The 15,382-nt window shown below is 68.7% G+C and carries 9 protein-coding genes; 3 read left to right on the forward strand and 6 right to left on the reverse strand.

What is annotated here, in order from left to right:
* Positions 1-76: 76 nt before the first annotated feature.
* Both murJ and BIV23_RS10695 read right to left on the reverse strand, forming a co-directional pair.
* Positions 77-2,470, reverse strand: coding sequence for a murein biosynthesis integral membrane protein MurJ (gene murJ / locus BIV23_RS10690; protein ID WP_071380557.1), 2,394 nt, complete (start codon positions 2,468-2,470; stop codon positions 77-79).
* Positions 2,471-2,515: 45 nt separating this feature from the next.
* A complete protein-coding gene (locus tag BIV23_RS10695) occupies positions 2,516-4,897 on the reverse strand; it encodes a DUF6049 family protein (protein ID WP_071380558.1) in 2,382 nt (793 codons plus the stop codon).
* Between the two features lie 295 nt (positions 4,898-5,192).
* On the opposite strand from BIV23_RS10695, the gene BIV23_RS10700 reads away from it, so the two are divergent.
* Entirely contained in the window at positions 5,193-6,635 is a 1,443-nt protein-coding gene (locus tag BIV23_RS10700; RefSeq protein ID WP_071380559.1) for a CCA tRNA nucleotidyltransferase, read from the forward strand.
* Positions 6,636-6,746: 111 nt separating this feature from the next.
* Here the strand turns inward: BIV23_RS10700 and BIV23_RS10705 are convergent, their stop codons facing one another.
* The 4 genes from BIV23_RS10705 to BIV23_RS10720 form a co-directional block, all read right to left on the reverse strand.
* A complete protein-coding gene (locus BIV23_RS10705; RefSeq protein WP_071380560.1) occupies positions 6,747-7,274 on the reverse strand; it encodes an LppU/SCO3897 family protein in 528 nt (175 codons plus the stop codon).
* A 130-nt stretch (positions 7,275-7,404) separates the two neighbouring features.
* Entirely contained in the window at positions 7,405-8,667 is a 1,263-nt protein-coding gene (locus BIV23_RS10710; RefSeq protein WP_071380701.1) for an MFS transporter, read from the reverse strand.
* A 102-nt stretch (positions 8,668-8,769) separates the two neighbouring features.
* Complete coding sequence (locus BIV23_RS10715; RefSeq protein WP_071380561.1) at positions 8,770-9,852, reverse strand: inositol-3-phosphate synthase; 1,083 nt, start codon at positions 9,850-9,852, stop codon at positions 8,770-8,772.
* A gap of 43 nt (positions 9,853-9,895) precedes the next feature.
* On the reverse strand, positions 9,896-10,579 hold the full coding sequence (locus tag BIV23_RS10720; protein WP_071380562.1) for a PadR family transcriptional regulator: 684 nt from the start codon (positions 10,577-10,579) through the stop codon (positions 9,896-9,898).
* Between the two features lie 786 nt (positions 10,580-11,365).
* On the opposite strand from BIV23_RS10720, the gene BIV23_RS10725 reads away from it, so the two are divergent.
* Together BIV23_RS10725 and BIV23_RS10730 are read left to right on the forward strand one after the other, a co-directional pair.
* Positions 11,366-13,639, forward strand: a complete 2,274-nt coding sequence (locus tag BIV23_RS10725) for a transglycosylase domain-containing protein (protein WP_071380702.1) — start codon at positions 11,366-11,368, stop codon at positions 13,637-13,639.
* 129 nt (positions 13,640-13,768) lie between these two features.
* Positions 13,769-15,313, forward strand: a complete 1,545-nt coding sequence (locus tag BIV23_RS10730; protein WP_177239836.1) for a glycosyltransferase family 87 protein — start codon at positions 13,769-13,771, stop codon at positions 15,311-15,313.
* The last annotated feature ends 69 nt before the right edge of the window (positions 15,314-15,382 follow it).

Below are 15,382 nucleotides of genomic sequence, written 5' to 3' on the forward strand. Positions count from 1 at the left end.
GAAACCAATTGTGCCCACAGTCCGCCGCTATGCACGACACGCGGCGGCGGACGATGGTTGTGCGCCTACCCCCGCTTCAGCGGCCCAGACGTCCGCGGACCATGCCCACGAGCGAGTTGAGTTCCTCGATGCGCATGCGCCGGGCGGCGACGAAGAAGACGCCGAGCAGGACGGCACCGCCGACGAGCAGCGCGGCGAAGGAGCCGACGACGCCCTGGCCGAGGCTGTGGCCGATGCCGTAGCAGGCCGCGCCGCTGAGGAGGGCGGCCGGTACGGAGGCGATGCACAGCCTCGCGTACGTCCGCAGCACCCGGGAGCCGTCCAGGTCGCCGCCGAGCCGCTTGCGCAGACGCCGCCAGGCCACGCCCACACCGATCGCGTAGGCCAGGCCGTAGGCGGCGGCCATGCCGGCTACCGCCCAGCGGGCAGGCAGGACGAAGTAGCACAGCACCGAGACGCTCGCGTTGACGACGGCGACGATGACCGTGTTGTAGAAGGGGGTGCGGGTGTCTTCATAGGCGTAGAAGGCGCGCAGGACGACGTACTGCACCGAGTACGGGATCAGGCCGAGGGCGAAGGCCATCAGCATGTAGCCCATGTTGGTGGCCGAGTCCGTGCCTGCGGAACCGAAGACCAGGGTGCACATCGGGATGCCGAGCGCGAGGAAGCCGAAGGCGATCGGGACGATGGCGACGGCCGTGGTGCGCAGACCGTGGGAGATGTCGTCGCGGACGGCACCCTCGTCGCCTTCCGCGGCCGAGCGCGAGATGCGCGGCAGCAGGGCGGCCATCAGGGACACCGTGACAATGGCCTGCGGCAGGCCCCAGATCAGCTGGGCGTTGGCGTAGGCGGCGAAGCCGGTGCCCTTGACGCCGGAGTGCTCGCCGGCGGCGGTGGACAGCTGGGTCACGACCATGGCGCCGGCCTGGTTGGCCAGTACGAACAGAACCGTCCACTTGGCGAGCATCGCGGCCTTGCCGAGGCCGTGGCCCTTCCAGTCGAACCGCAGCCGGATCCGGAAGCCGGTCTCGCGCAGGTACGGGATCATCGCCAGTGCCTGGACGACCAGACCGAGCAGCACACCGACGCCGAGCAGGCGCTGGCCCTCCACGGGGATGTTCGTGACCGCCAAGTGGGAGTGGTCGGCGGTGCCGTAGACCCAGATGAACATGCCGAGCGACACGATGATGACGACGTTGTTCAGGACCGGAGTCCACATCATCGCGCCGAACTTCCCGCGCGCGTTGAGGATCTGCCCCATCACCACGTGGATGCCCATGAAGAAGATCGAGGGCAGGAAGTAGCGGGTGAAGGTGACCGCGACATGGTTGGCGTCGGGATTGTTCGCGATGGTGGGCGACAGCAGCCGCACCAGCAGCGGCGCCGCGAACATCGCGAGGCCGGTGAGCGCGGCCAGAGCCACCATCACCAGGGTCAGCAGCCGGTTGGCGAACGCCTCGCCGCCGTCCTCGTCCTCCTTCATGGATCGCACCAGTTGGGGCACGAAGACGGAGTTGAGGCCACCGCCGACGGTCAGGATGTAGATCATCGTCGGCAACTGGTACGCCACCTGGAAGGAGTCGGCGAGGAAGCCGAGTCCCAGCGCCGCGGCGATCAGCGCGGAGCGGACGAAGCCGGTGAGGCGGGAGACCAACGTGCCCGCCGCCATCACGGCACTGGACTTCATCAGGTTGGCCGCCTTGCCGCCCTTCTTCGCGGGCGCGGCGGGCGCCTCGGAAGCGGGGACGGCGGTCAGGGCCATGGTGGACGCGGAGGCCTCGGGATCCGCGCCGCCGTGCGGCCCTGCAGGAGCCGGCGCAGCGGCAGGGGTGGGCACCTGGGGCTGCGCGGGGTTCCCGGGCACGCCCGGGTAGGCGGTTCCGGCGTACGGACTGCCCTGCTGCGGGCTCTGCCCGTACCCCTGCGGGTACTGGCCGGCCTGTCCGTACCCGGCGCCCGGCGCCGCGGCCGGCCCGGGGTAGGGCGAGGGATCGGCGGGCACGTGGCCACCGCCCTGCTGCTGGTCCTTGAAGAGATGCGCGAAGGCGTCCGGCTCGTGGTGCTGCTCGCCGGAATGCGTGACCAGGTCGTCCACCCCCACGAACCGGGTCGTGCGCGGGTCGTCGCCGTAGAGCAGGTGTGGGCCCGCGCCCTCCGGCTCCGGCGCCGGGGTCTGCGCCCATACCCGAGGGTCGGGGGCGGGCGGCGACTGGTTGGGCGTGGCGTACGTGTGCTGCTGACCATAGCTGCCCGGCGGGGGCGGCGGGTGCGCGGCACGGTCGTAGAGCGCCTCGGCGACCGGGTCCTGGGCGGCCAGGTCCTGAGCCCGGTAGGGGTCCTGGTCGTAGGCGTCCTGGAGGTACATGTCCGCCGCGTGCTGCGGCGGTACCTGGCCGGGCTCCGGCGGCGTCTCGGGGTAGCCCGAGCCGGCCGCGCCCTGGCCGCGATCACCGTCGTACGGCGCGTTCATGCTTACCCCACCTCATCGTCCCGGGCCCACCGGCCACGACATCGCTCAACGGTCCACTCTCTCACCCGTCCCGGACGGGTCGGCGTTTTCCGGAGCGGTGTCCGGCGCAGGGTCACTCGGCTGCTCCGGGTCGCCCGCCCTCGTGGCGGGGCCGGAATCACCGGGTTCCTGCGGGAGACGATCCGAGGGCGCGTCGGGGTTCCCGGGTCCGTCGCCGGCCTCCCCTGCCGCGTCCGGCCCGTCCTCGTCGGCCTGCCGGGCGGCCGCGCGCTTGCGCTGGGTGTACATACGGAATCCCGCGAGGACGAGGAGCAGCACGCCGCCGCCGATGACCAGCATCACGGTGGGCGTGACCTCGGTGACCTTCACGTCGAAGCTGACGGCGTCGCCGTACTCCTGGCCGTCCTCGGTGTACAGCTGGGCGACGACCGTGACCCGGCCGTTGGCGTTGGCCGCGGTGGCGAACTTCACGGACTGGCTGTGCCCGCCGGAGATCTCCACCGGCTGTTCGGAGTAGGCCTTGCCGCCGATCTTCAGACGCGTGGGGTTGGACGAGGTGAGGCGCAGGATCAGGTGGCCGACGGGCTGGACGAGATTGTTCTGGACGGTTACCGGGATCGTGGCGCTGCGGCCGGAGAGCTTGGTCTCCGACTTGTCGATCAGTTTGACCTGGGCGGCCAGATCGTCGAGCCATCCCTCCACGCCGCCGCGGAAGCTGTCCGCGTCCCCGCTCCTGCCACGCCACGACGTGGACATCTCACGGTTTATGGCCCGCCCGAAGGGCGTGACGACGCGGGAACGGTCGGTGAGGACCACCTGGAAGTTGTCGAGCTCGTCCTGGGTGCGCGCGATCTGCTGGAACGCCGACACAGGCAGTTCCTGCTTGCGCAGCGAGGACGGGTAGGACTGCGTGGAGGGGATCTGCGTGGTGGCGTTCGGGTCCGGCTTGGCCTTCGCCGCCGAGGTGAGGTCCTGGGACTGTGACCAGGTCGCACCGTCGAGCGCCTTCAGCGCCGTCGCCATAGCCTGGGCCTGGCTCGCCGTGGGCATCCGCTGCGGGGCGACGACGATGCTGCGCTGCTCGTCGGTCTGGGCGTTCACCTCAAGGCTCTGTGCCAGGAACTGCTGCACGGCCAGCGTCGAGGTGTCGGCCTTGGTCAGGTCGCCCTCGAAGGCCGTGGACAGCCGGGCGTCGGAGACCACCGCGGTGGTGCCGCCGCCGACCGGGCGGGCGGCGGAGGGCGTGTACGACAGCCCGGCGGTCTCCTGGAGGCTGTCGCTGCGGGCGATCACCCGGTCGGCTCCCGCGGACGTCGCGACCTTCATGATCGACGGGTCCACGGCGCCCTCAGCCGGCCAGGCGAAGTCCGTGCTCGGTGTGACGTGAAGCACGGTCTTGACGGTGGTGGCGGCCACGTCGGTAGCGTCCTTGAGGTGGCTGAGCGAGCCGGTGACGCTGGTGCCGTTGTGCGCGAGGGACGCCAGATCCGGGTCGCCGAACGGCAGCGCTACAACCTCCTTGCCCGCCACCGCGTTCTGGAGGTCCGCCAGCCACTGCTTGGCGACCGCTTGGTGTGCCTTCGGGCCGGGTGTGGTCGTGCCGTTGCCCCCGGGGAGCCGGTAGTTGCCGGTCGCCATCGCGTCCACGGAGGCCAGCAGGTCTGGGTCGATCACCCAGGTGACGTCGAGATCTTTGCCGAGATCCACCATCTGGGCCAGCCGGCCGCCCGGAGCCAGCTCCTTGACCAGGTCGTCGTTGAGGAACACCGGCGTCTGCAGTTCGCCGGCGCCCGTCTTGGCCGTCATGTGGACCGTGGAGATCAGCGGCCACAGGAGCGTCGTCTTCGTCTTGGTGCCGGCGTCGGACGGCTGCCACGGCAGGAATGTCTGCTGGACGCCGAGCACCTGGTCCCAGGGCTGGGCGGGGGTCTGGCCGGACAGGGAGACCCCGAATTCGTAGACACCGTCCGCGCCGAGGTCGAGCTTGTTCACCGGGACGGAGATGCTGAAGTGCTCGGCGACGCCCGGGTCCAGCTTGGCGAACTTCTCCACGTACTTCCCGCCGACCTCGGCCCCGGTGGCACTCAGCGGGTCGGCGGAGTGCTGGGCGATGCTGTCGATCTCCGAGCGGGTGGTCACCATGGGGCCTACCCGCAGGCCCACGTGGGCATCGGTGACGGACTGCTTGCCGTTGTTGGTGACCGTGCCGGACACGGTCAGCGTGTCGCTGTCGCTGGGGGCGCTCGGGGTGAGCGTGTCCAGGGCGACGGACACCGTGCCCGAGGAAGCGGCCTGGGCGGGCGCAGCGACGGGCAGCTGGAGCAGACCGGCCAGCAGCGGCGCTCCGGCGAGCAGCGCTCCGGCGCGCCGCACCCAGCGGCGGGCAGGGGAGGCACTGGTTGCCTGGAAGTCAGCCGCCTCGGCCACGCTCGCCCGTCCCTCGTCGTCAGTGGTCGTCGGAATGTGCGTCCACGCATGGTAACGAGGCGTGGAGAGCGGAAGTGCCGCGGTGCCCGTCACAAGATCGAAGAACTCCGGCGACCTGTCCTCTATATCCAGTATCGAGTGGACAGCTTCTGAACGCCGCAAGAGTGGTCCTTGCGCAGGTATGCCGGAAGCTGTCCGGGCCGCTTTCACCGGTCGGTCCTGCGATCTTCACCGGGGCGCCCCTGGATGAAATCGAGGACCCCCCTGGTCGCCGGGGCACGTACCCTCTTCTGTTGTGCCGAACCCCAACGAAGACACTCCCTCCGCCCTGAGCCAGGCGCAGCAGCGCGCGGTCGCCGAACTGCTGCGGGTGGCCCCCGTCGCCGACGATCTCGCCCGCCGATTCCAGGAAGCGGGGTTCTCCCTCGCCCTGGTCGGCGGGTCGGTGCGCGACGCGCTGCTCGGCCGGCTCGGCAACGACCTGGACTTCACCACCGACGCCCGCCCCGAGGACGTACTGAAGATCGTCCGGCCCTGGGCGGACGCCGTCTGGGAGGTGGGCATCGCCTTCGGCACGGTCGGTGCGCAGAAGGACGGCTACCAGATCGAGGTGACCACCTATCGGTCGGAGGCGTACGACCGCACCTCGCGCAAGCCCGAGGTGTCGTACGGCGACTCCATCGAGGAGGACCTGGTCCGCCGGGACTTCACGGTCAACGCGATGGCCGTGGCGCTGCCACAGAAGGAGTTCGTCGACCCGCACGGCGGCCTGGAGGACCTGGCCGCACGGGTGCTGCGGACGCCGGGCACGCCCGAGGAGTCGTTCTCGGACGATCCGCTGCGGATGATGCGGGCCGCCCGCTTCGCCGCGCAGCTGGATTTCGCGGTCGCCCCCGAGGTCGTCGCCGCGATGACGGACATGGCCGAGCGTATCGAGATCGTCTCGGCCGAGCGGGTCCGGGACGAGCTGAACAAGCTGATCCTCTCCGCGCACCCCCGCGAGGGCCTGGCCCTGCTCGTCGATACCGGGCTGGCCGACCATGTGCTGCCCGAGCTGCCGGCGCTGCGCCTGGAGCGGGACGAGCACCACCGGCACAAGGACGTCTACGAGCACACGCTGATCGTCCTGGAGCAGGCGATCGCGCTGGAGCATGAGGGGCCCGATCTCACGCTCCGGCTTGCCGCTCTGCTGCACGACATCGGCAAGCCGCGCACCCGCCGCTTCGAGAAGGACGGCCGGGTCTCGTTCCACCATCACGAGGTGGTCGGCGCCAAGATGACCAAGAAGCGCATGGCTGCCCTGAAGTACTCCAATGAGCTGGTGAAGGACGTCTCGCGGCTGGTCGAGCTGCATCTGCGCTTCCACGGCTACGGCACCGGCGAGTGGACGGACTCCGCGGTCCGTCGCTATGTCCGTGATGCGGGACCGCTGCTGGACCGTCTGCACAAGCTGACCCGATCGGACTGCACCACCCGTAACAAGCGGAAGGCGTCCGCGCTGTCCCGGGCCTACGACGGTCTCGAGGAGCGCATCGCCCAGCTTCAGAAGCAGGAGGAGCTGGACGCGATCCGCCCCGACCTGGACGGCAACCAGATCATGGAGATCCTGGGCGTCGGCCCTGGCCCGGCCATCGGCAAGGCGTACAAATACCTGCTGGAGCTGCGCCTGGACAACGGCCCGATGGAGCACGACGCGGCGGTGGCGGCGCTCAAGAAGTGGTGGATCGAGCAGGGCTGAGGGAGCCGTGCGGGGTCATGTTTCACGTGAAACATGACCCCGCACGGCCTTCGGAGAACGGTGTGGGGCGGTGTTTCACGTGAAACACCGCCCCTTCGCACGTTCACGCGCTTACTTGTTGTCTCCCAGGCAGAGGACGAAGGAGTCGCTGCCTTCCTTCCACTCGATGGCCGCGGTCGTCCCCTGAACCGACTGGCAGGCGAGCATGGCCATGCTGGTGCTGCCGTCCTTCTTGAGCACCTTGTAGTCCGCCTTCGGGTCGCTGCAACCCAGCTTCTCGATCTTCGGGTCTTTGTCGCTTCCCTTGTTCGTCAGGCAGTCACCGACAGCCAGCTTCTGGGTGTCGTCGGGCTTGTTGAAGTACCAGCCGCCGACGATGACGATGAGGCCGACGACGCCGCCGATGATGCGGATGTACTGCCGGGCGCTGCGCTTCGGCCGCTGGGGAGGCACCGGCGCGTACGGCGCCATGCCCTGCTGGGGGAATCCGGGCTGGCCCGGCTGCTGCGGGTAGCCGCCCTGCGGCGGGTACGGCGCCTGAGGCTGGCCGCCCTGCGGCGGGTACGGCGCCTGGGGCTGGCCGTACGCCTGCTGGCCCTGTGCGAACGGGTTCTGGCCCTGGGGCGGCGGAGTCGTCACGTGTGGGTCCCCCTATGAAGAAAGAGATGAGTGAGCAGCGCACATAAGTGGCGCGTAAGACGCACGTAAGCTACCGGGCCGCATTGACACTCCTGTAGCCCAGGGGAACTCTGTGGCCCTGATGTGACACTCACCGGCGTTCAAAGCGCCCCATAGCGACAGCAACCGCTCCGTAGAGGAGAGCGACTGTGACGACCAGCGTCGCCGAGCGGCCGTCCGGGGGCAGCATCAGGGCAGCCACCCCGGCCGCCCCGACGAAGGCCACGTTGAACAGCACGTCGTACACGGAGAACACGCGTCCGCGGAAGCCGTCGTCCACCGAGGACTGCACGATCGTGTCCGTGGCGATCTTGGCGCCCTGGGTGATCAGGCCCAGCATGAAGGCGGCGACCAGGAGCGGCCAGATGGCGAAGGGCAGGCCGAGGGCCGGTACCAGCACTGCCGCCGCGGCGGAGCATGCCACGATCCAGCGACCGGGGCCGAGCCGTCCCGCCGCCACGGGGGTCACCACGGCCGCCGCGAAGAATCCCGCCCCTGAAACCGCGAGCACCAGCCCGAGCAGCCGCAGCCCCTCCTCGGGACTGCTGGAGAGGGCGTACCGGCAGAGCATGAGCAGCAGGACCAGCAGGGCGCCGTAGCAGAAGCGCATCAGCGTCATCGCGGCCAGTGCCCAGGCGGCTTCTCTGCGCCGGGGTGCGGCGAGGTGCCGGACGGCCGCCACCAGATCCCGTGCCGTGTCGGCCAGCGCGCTGCGCAGCCGTGGCCGTGCCGGATGCCGGTCGGGCCCGAGAAGTGCCCGGGGCAGACTCAGGGAGGTCAGGCCCGCACAGAGATAGAGGAGTGCGCCCAGCAGGACCACCGCGGCGTCGGAGTCCGACGCCACGAGCCGTACGGCGAAGGCCAGGCCGGCGCCTGCCGTCGCGGCGAGTGTTCCGGCCGTCGGGGAGATGGAGTTGGCCAGCACCAGGCGCTCGGTGTCCACCACGCGGGGCAGGGACGCGGACAGCCCGGCGAGGACGAAGCGGTTGACGGCCGTGACGCACAGCGCGGAGACATAGAAGAGCCAGTCCGGGACATGGCCGAGCATCAGCACGGCGGTGATCGCGGCCAGCAGCGAGCGCAGCAGATTGCCGTACACGAAGACCTGCCGGCGCCGCCAGCGGTCCAGCAGGACACCCGCGAACGGGCCGACCAGTGAATAGGGGAGCAGCAGCACGGCCATCGCCGAGGCGATCGCCGTGGCCGAGGTCTGTTTCTCCGGCGAGAAGACGACGTACGCGGCGAGCGCCACCTGATAGACGCCGTCGGCACCCTGGGAGAGCAGGCGGACGTACAGCAGGCGTCGGAAGTACCGAAGACACAGCAGGACGCGCAGGTCACGCACGACGGGCATGCTGCCCAGCCTCACATATGCGGAAGGTCCCCGGGTCGGTAAACCCGGGGACCTTCACAGCCCTGGCAGGAGCGTTTGCGTGCGAGCGGTCGCGTCGGCGCTCTAGCGCTCGACCTCGCCGCGGATGAACTTCTCGACGTTCTCGCGGGCCTCGTCGTCGAAGTACTGGACCGGCGGGGACTTCATGAAGTACGAGGACGCCGACAGGATCGGGCCGCCGATGCCGCGGTCCTTGGCGATCTTCGCGGCCCGCAGGGCGTCGATGATGACACCTGCGGAGTTCGGGGAGTCCCACACCTCGAGCTTGTACTCCAGGTTCAGCGGGACGTCACCGAAGGCGCGGCCCTCGAGGCGGACGTAGGCCCACTTGCGGTCGTCCAGCCAGGCCACGTAGTCGGACGGGCCGATGTGGACGTTCTTCTCGCCGAGGTCCCGGTCGGGGATCTGGGAGGTGACGGCCTGCGTCTTGGAGATCTTCTTGGACTCCAGGCGCTCGCGTTCGAGCATGTTCTTGAAGTCCATGTTGCCGCCGACGTTCAGCTGCATGGTGCGGTCCAGGATGACACCGCGGTCCTCGAACAGCTTCGCCATGACGCGGTGCGTGATGGTGGCGCCGACCTGGGACTTGATGTCGTCACCGACGATCGGCACACCGGCCTCGGTGAACTTGTCCGCCCACTCCTTGGTGCCGGCGATGAAGACCGGGAGGGCGTTGACGAAGGCGACCTTGGCGTCGATGGCGCACTGGGCGTAGAACTTCGCCGCGTCCTCGGAGCCCACGGGCAGGTAGCAGACCAGGACGTCGACCTGCTTGTCCTTCAGGATCTGAACGACGTCGACCGGCTCGGCCTCGGACTCCTCGATGGTCTGGCGGTAGTACTTGCCGAGGCCGTCGAGGGTGTGGCCGCGCTGGACGGTGACACCGGACGTGGGCACGTCGCAGATCTTGATGGTGTTGTTCTCGGAGGCGCCGATCGCGTCCGCGAGGTCGAGGCCGACCTTCTTGGCGTCGACGTCGAACGCGGCGACGAACTCGATGTCGCGCACGTGGTAGTCACCGAACTGCACATGCATCAGGCCGGGGACCTTGGACGCCGCGTCGGCGTCCTTGTAGTACTCGACTCCCTGCACCAGCGACGCGGCGCAGTTGCCCACGCCGACGACGGCTACGCGAACCGAACCCATTCCGGTTGCTCCCTGTGTGTACGAGTGAGGCCCTGACTGGGACTCACGTGGCGGTGTCGCCGGGCGTATCCGTCCGGGGGGTGTCCCCGGCACGGGGCAGGCCGCCCGTCGATCCAGTGGTGGTGTCCTGCGGAGCGGCTCCCCGGGACGTGGAACCCTTCAGGTCCCGCCCCGCCCGCTCGCTCTCGATGAGCTCGTTCAGCCAGCGCACTTCGCGCTCCACGGACTCCATCCCGTGGCGCTGGAGCTCAAGTGTGTAGTCGTCGAGGCGCTCCCGCGTGCGCGCCAGGGAGGCGCGCATCTTCTCCAGGCGCTCCTCCAGGCGGCTGCGCCGACCTTCCAGCACGCGCATGCGCACATCGCGCGACGTCTGCCCGAAGAAGGCGAACCGTGCGGCGAAGTGCTCGTCCTCGTAGGCGTCGGGGCCGGTCTGCGAGAGCAGCTCCTCGAAGTGTTCCTTCCCCTCCGCCGTCAGCCGATAGACGATCTTGGCGCGGCGTCCGGCGAGCGGAGCGGTGAGCGCGTCCTCATGGGTGTTGCCCGGTTCCTCGATCAACCAGCCGCTCGCGACCAGCGTCTTGAGGCACGGATACAGGGTCCCGTAGCTGAACGCACGGAACACCCCAAGGGACGTGTTGAGGCGTTTGCGCAGCTCGTAGCCGTGCATTGGGGACTCGCGCAGCAGGCCGAGCACGGCGAACTCGAGGATGCCGGAACGTCGGCTCATCGTCGCCTCCTCTCGGTCCCGCAGCTCGCTCCCGCGGGTCTCGCAGTGCCTCTCAGCATCTTTATCTCGCGCTGATGTATCGACTCGATACATCATGACGATAGAACGGCCTTCGGCAGGCGACAAGAGGGACGACGGTGAACGGGATCACATCACCGATTCATCCGATGCAGGTTGCCTGTTTTGGGGTGAACTTCAGGGCTCAGCGGGTTTTGGCGGTGCGTAGTCTGTGCGGCATGCACATCGCCGGGAACCGAGTGACGTCTGGGGAGCGTCGTCGTCCCCGGTGCGGTACGGGTGAATGCAGGACCGACCACATCCGTACTCCGGGGGGACCGGAAACCAGCCGCCGTTCCAGGCGCGCACGGGTGCGCCTGCCCGAGGAGTAATCGTTCGATGAGCGAGCACCGTCGCAAACCGCCGCAGCCGCAGGGAGGCGGACGTGCCGCGGCCCGACGTGGTCAGTCCGGCTCGTCCCCCGGCCGCCGTGCGGCACCGCGTGGCGCCACCGGGTCTCCTGCCGACTCCTACGAGTCTGGTTCCTATGGGTCGGACAGCGGCCCGGGAGGTGAGGAGCGTTCCTACGGCGGTCGGGCCGAGGCCCGTCGCGCGGCGCAGAGAGGCAGCCGCCGCAGAGGCGCCGACAACACAGGCCCGGGCGGCCGGGGCGGCGGCCCCGGTGGTCCCAGCGGTCCGGGGCGCGGCAGGGGCCGCGTGTCGACCGCGCCCGGCAAGAAGAGATTCATCGACTACCCCCGGTCCGGCAAGTACGGATGGCGCCGCTGGATGCCCTCCTGGAAGCTTGTCACCGGGATGTTCATCGGCTTCGTCGGCAGCCTGGTCGCGCTGGTAGGCGTCGGCTACGCGATGGTCTCCGTGCCCGACGAGAACGCGGCGGCCAAGTCCCAGAACAACGTCTACTACTGGGCCGACGGCACGCAGATGGTGGCCACGGGCACCGGCGTCAACCGGCAGAACGTCAACATCGCCCAGATTCCCGAAGCGATGCAGTGGGCCGTGATCTCGGCCGAGAACAAGAGCTTCTACCAGGACTCGGGCGTCGACCCCCAGGGACTCCTGCGCGCCGTGGTCAACATGGCGCGGGGCGGCCAGACCCAGGGCGGCTCGACGATCACCCAGCAGTACGTGAAGAACACCTACCTGAGCCAGCAGCAGACCATCACCCGCAAGTTCAAGGAGATGTTCATCTCCATCAAGGTGGGGACGAAGCTCTCCAAGCAGCAGATCCTTCAGGGCTACCTGAACACCTCGTACTTCGGCCGTGGCGCCTACGGCATTCAGGCGGCGGCGCAGACGTACTACGGCAAGGATGCGAAGGACCTGACGCCGGGCGAGTGCGCGGTACTCGCGGCGCTGCTGAAGGGCCCGACGTACTTCGACCCGGCCGGCAACGCGGACCTCGACCCGTCGGCGACCCAGCAGGCGAACACGCAGCGTTCGAAGGACCGCTGGGGGTGGATCCTCGAGCAGATGCACAACGACCACCACCTCACCGACGCGCAGTTCCAGCAGGCCACCAAGCAGTACCCCGTGCCCGACGGCCGCAAGGCGACCAAGGGCATGACCGGCCAGATCAGCTACCTGGTGGACACGGCGAAGAAGTACGTCCTCGCGCACTCCGACATCACCGAGACGCAGTTCGACCAGGGTGGCTACCAGATCCAGACGACCTTCGAGAAGGACAAGGTCAACGCGCTGGCAGCGGCCGTGAAAAAGGTCCAGAAAGAGCGCATCGACCCGAAGAAGCGTGATCTGGACAAGTACGTCCAGTTCGGTGCGGCGTCGGTGAAGCCCAAGGACGGCGCGATCGTCGCCCTGTACGGCGGTGACGGCTACGAGAACGGCCACTTCACGAACAACGCCGACACCTCCGGCGTCCCGGTCGGTTCGACGTGGAAGCCGTTCGTGCTCGCCGCGGCGATGGAGTACGGCACGTACCGGACCGGTGGGGAGGGTCTCTCGCCGCTGAGCAAGTACAACGGCAACGACCATCTCAAGGTGCTCAACAACGACGGCAGCCCGGTGCTGACGAAGGACAACTCGGTCTTCTACCAGCGCAACGAGAGTGACTACAAGTGGGGCTACATCTCGCTGCGCAAGGCGATGGAGCAGTCCGTCAACACTCCGTTCGTCCAGCTCGGTATGGATGTGGGGCTGACGCATGTCCGGGACGTCGCGCAGGCTTCCGGCATCCTCAGGGACAGCTTCTCCACCCTCAACCCGTCCTTCTCCATCGGTACGTCGACCCCGAGCGCGATCCGCATGGCCGACGCCTACTCGACGTTCGCCGCCTCGGGGCAGCACGTTGATCCGTACTCGGTGACCGCCGTGAAGAAGGACGGCCAGGAGCTGCAGGGCTTCACCAAACCGAAGGTCAGCACGGCGATGCCCGAGAACGTGGCGAACAACGTCACGGATGTCCTCCAGAACGTGATCCAGAACGGTACGGGTGAGAACGCCAAGGCCCTGGGCCGGACGGCGGCAGGCAAGACCGGTACCACCGACAGCAACAAGTCGGCCTGGTTCGTCGGCTACACCCAGCAGCTGTCCACCTCGGTGGCGATGTTCCGTGAGAACCCGAAGGACCATGAGCTGCTGTCCATGAACGGCACAGCCGGGGTCGAGTCGATCCACGGTGGTGACATCCCCACGTCGGTGTGGACCGAGTACATGAAGACAGCGTTGAAGAACGCCAACGACAACGGCTTCCCGAACGCCACCGAGATCGGCAAGGTCCAGGACGAGGCGGGCGCCCCGACTCCGACTCCGAGCCCGAGCATCACGCCGAGCCCGAGCGCGACCCAGTCGCCGAGCCCGACGCCGAGCGCGACGAACACCTCCCCGTCTCCGTCGGCGAGCGACACCTGCCAGTGGAACTGGGGCAACCCCTGTGACGGCAATAGCAACGGCACCGGCGGCACGGACACGGGTGGCACCACCGGAGGAACCTCTCCGTCCCCCACACCCACCGATACGACCGGCAACGGCAACACGCGAGGCAACGGCAACGGAGGCATCTTCGCCGGCCCCAATGGCTAGCAGTCGACCCGGACCGGTTGGTGGCCATTTCGTCCACCACGGGTGTTTCACGTGAAACATGGGCCGCCGCACCCACGAGGTGCGGCGGCCCTCGGTTTTTTCCTAGGCAGGTACGGCAGGATGTGCCCCATGCCCAGTGCAGAGATGACGCCCGCGGGCGTGCACGAGCCCGAGCCGGTGCGGCCCGCCACGGCGGAACTGGTGCCGCCGACCAGGGAGGACGAGGTCGCCGCGGCCGGCAGCGAGCTGATCGGCGGCCCCATCGGACGGCGGGCCCTGCTCGGCGTGTCCTGGTGGACGCCCGTACGAGTCGTCGCGCTCGTGGCGATCGGCATGTTCGCCCTCGGCCTGGTCCAGAAGGCGCCCTGTTACCACAGTGCCTGGTTCTTCGGCGCGAGCAGCCAGTACACGAAGGCCTGCTATTCGGACATCCCGCACCTCTACCAGGGGCGCGGGTTCGCCGACCATCTCGTGCCGTACTTCGACAAGCTCCCGGACGACATGTCCGGCGGCATGGGCTACCTCGAGTACCCGGTGCTGACAGGCGTGTTCATGGAGGTGGCCTCCTGGCTCACCCCGCACAGCGGCACCATTCAGTACCAGGAGCAGTGGTACTGGTTCGTCAACGCCGGGATGCTGCTGGTGTGCGCGGTCGTCATCGCCGTCTGCGTGGCCCGCACCCACCGCCGGCGGCCCTGGGACGGCCTTCTGGTCGCCCTGGCGCCCGCCGTCCTGCTGACCGCCACCGTCAACTGGGACCTGCTGGCGGTGGCGCTCACGGCCGCCGCGATGCTGATGTGGTCCCGCAGCCGTCCCGTCGCCTTCGGTGTCCTCCTGGGCCTCGCCACGGCCGCCAAGCTCTATCCGATCTTCCTGCTCGGTCCCCTGTTCGTGCTGTGCTGGCGGGCCGGCAAGTGGCGGGAGTTCGTCCAGGCCACGATCAGCACGGTGCTCGCCTGGCTCGTGGTGAACCTGCCGGTGATGCTGTTCGCCTTCGAGGGCTGGTCGAAGTTCTACACGTTCAGCCAGGAACGGGGCGTCGACTTCGGCTCCTTCTGGCTGATCTGGGCGCAGAACTCCAGCAACCCGCCCTCCACGGGCTTCGTGAACACCGCCGCCACCGTGCTGGTGGTGCTGTGCTGCCTGGGTATCGCCGTGCTGACGTTCACCGCCCCGCGCCGGCCGCGCTTCGCGCAACTGGCCTTCCTGGTGGTGGCGGTGTTCATCGTCACCAACAAGGTCTACTCCCCGCAGTACGTCCTGTGGCTGGTGCCGCTGGCGGTCCTCGCCCGGCCCAAGTGGCGCGACTTCCTGATCTGGCAGGCGTGCGAGACGGCGTACTTCCTGGGCATCTGGATGTACCTCGCGTACACGACCAGCGGAGACGCCCACAAGGGACTGCCGACGCTCGGCTACCACTGGGCGATCGTGCTGCACCTGGCGGGCACGCTGTACCTGTGCGCCGTCGTCGTACGGGACATTCTCATGCCGGAGCGGGACGTGGTGCGCCGGTCCGGTGACGACGATCCCTCGGGCGGGGTGCTCGACGGCGCGGAGGACGTCTTCGTGCTCGGAGCGGCGGCCTACGAGCCGCGTCACGCCGCTCACTTCGAGGGGCCCCAGGTGGACTGGGGCAGGCCGGTGCCGCCCTCCCCCGAGAGCCGTTCGCTCTGAGCGAACTCACCGTCAAGGGCTGACGCAACAGGCCGTACCCGGGTGCCGGGTACGGCCCTCTCGCTGTCC

This window comes from Streptomyces monashensis (assembly GCF_001866665.1).
Taxonomy (GTDB): Bacteria; Actinomycetota; Actinomycetes; order Streptomycetales; family Streptomycetaceae; genus Streptomyces; species Streptomyces monashensis.

Bases quoted from the DNA above. Each gene is read 5' to 3' on its own strand.
- murJ (WP_071380557.1), bottom strand. From the start codon at position 2,470: ATGAACGCGCCGTACGACGGTGATCGCGGCCAGGGCGCGGCCGGCTCG.
- BIV23_RS10710 (WP_071380701.1), bottom strand. From the start codon at position 8,667: ATGCCCGTCGTGCGTGACCTGCGCGTCCTGCTGTGTCTTCGGTACTTC.
- BIV23_RS10715 (WP_071380561.1), bottom strand. From the start codon at position 9,852: ATGGGTTCGGTTCGCGTAGCCGTCGTCGGCGTGGGCAACTGCGCCGCG.
- BIV23_RS10720 (WP_071380562.1), bottom strand. From the start codon at position 10,579: ATGAGCCGACGTTCCGGCATCCTCGAGTTCGCCGTGCTCGGCCTGCTG.
- BIV23_RS10725 (WP_071380702.1), top strand. From the start codon at position 11,366: ATGCCCTCCTGGAAGCTTGTCACCGGGATGTTCATCGGCTTCGTCGGC.
- BIV23_RS10730 (WP_177239836.1), top strand. From the start codon at position 13,769: ATGCCCAGTGCAGAGATGACGCCCGCGGGCGTGCACGAGCCCGAGCCG.